The organism is Isoptericola sp. NPDC060257 (assembly GCF_042726645.1).
GTDB lineage: Bacteria > Actinomycetota > Actinomycetes > Actinomycetales > Cellulomonadaceae > Isoptericola > Isoptericola nanjingensis.
In genome coordinates, this window is sequence record NZ_JBHXAW010000496.1 from 1 (window position 1) to 1,392 (window position 1,392).

At 73.6% G+C, this 1,392-nt stretch carries 3 protein-coding genes; all 3 read left to right on the plus strand.

Annotation, left to right across the window (positions count from 1 at the left end; all coding sequences use genetic code 11):
• A partial coding sequence (locus tag ACFWEK_RS21625; protein ID WP_430555377.1) for a PDZ domain-containing protein occupies positions 1-203 on the plus strand: 203 nt, incomplete at its 5' end.
• Positions 204-212: 9 nt separating this feature from the next.
• Positions 213-593: a Sec-independent protein translocase TatB gene (locus ACFWEK_RS21630; protein WP_430555378.1), complete on the plus strand. Its 381-nt coding sequence runs from the start codon at positions 213-215 to the stop codon at positions 591-593.
• A gap of 86 nt (positions 594-679) precedes the next feature.
• Positions 680-1,392 (plus strand): tryptophan--tRNA ligase (gene trpS, locus ACFWEK_RS21635; protein ID WP_430555379.1); only part of this gene is annotated, 713 nt, incomplete at its 3' end.

Here is a 1,392-nt window from a genome sequence, read left to right on the forward strand (position 1 = left end):
CCCCTGACGGCCCTGCCGACCGGGCCGGCATCCGCCCCGGCGACGTCATCCTGGAGATCGACGGCCGGCCCGTGACCGTGAGCGACGCCCTCATCGTGGCGATCCGCGCCCGCCAGCCCGGGGACGCGGTGACGCTGCGCGTGCGCACCGACGGCGAGGAGCGCGACGTCCGGGTGGTGCTGCAGGAGCGCGAGAGCGAATAGGCTGTCCGCGTGTTCGACATCAACGGCGGTGAGCTCCTCATCATCGTGGTGCTCGCCGTCCTGCTCATCGGGCCCGAGCGCCTCCCCGGGTATGCCGCCCAGCTGGCGTCGCTCGTGAAGCGCGGCAAGCGCCTGCTGCAGGACACCAAGGCGCGCGTGGACACCGAGCTGGGGCCGGAGTTCAAGGACGTCGACTGGTCCAAGCTCGACCCGCGCCAGTACGACCCCCGCCGCATCGTGCGCGACGCGCTCATGGACGACGACGACGATCCGGCCCCCGCGCCCCGCGCCGCCGCGGCGGCGGGCGGCACCGCGACCGCCGCCGCCACCAGCGCCTCCGACGAGCGGCGCGCCGCGGTGCCGGCCCCGTTCGACGACGAGGCCACCTGACCGGTCGCGCGGCCCCCGGGGCAGCGCGTCGGGCCGGGTGCGGACGGGTTTCCGAGCGGTCCCGCCGACCTGCCACAATGGACGCCATGTCCGACGTCGCCACCTCACCGTCCCTCCAGCGCGGAGCGTCCGCGCCGGGACTGCCCCGCATCTTCTCCGGCATGCAGCCGACCGACGGGTCGCTGCACCTCGGGAACTACCTGGGCGCCCTCGCCCAGTGGGTGGCGCTCCAGGACGGCCACGAGGCGCTGTACTGCGTCGTCGACCTCCACGCCCTGACGGTGAACCCGGACCCGGCGGCGCTGCGCGAGCGCACCCGCCGCACCGCCGCCCAGTACCTGGCCGGCGGCATCGACCCCGAGCGGTCGATCCTGTTCGTGCAGTCGCACGTGGCCGAGCACGCGGAGCTGGCGTGGCTCCTGTCCTGCCAGACCGGTTTCGGCGAGGCCGGGCGCATGACCCAGTTCAAGGACAAGTCCGCCAAGCAGGGCTCCGAGGGCACCACGGTGGGCCTGTTCACCTACCCCGTGCTCATGGCCGCGGACATCCTCCTGTACGACACGGCGCTCGTGCCGGTCGGCGAGGACCAGCGCCAGCACCTCGAGCTCACCCGCGACCTGGCCGAGCGGCTGAACGCGCGCTTCGGCGAGGGCACCGCCGTCGTCCCCGAGGCGCACATCGTCAAGGCCGTGGCGAAGATCCAGGACCTCCAGGAGCCGACGGCGAAGATGAGCAAGTCGAACGCGGGCGGCAAGGGCGTCGTCTGGCTGCTCGAGGACCCGAAGAAGGCCGTCAAGGC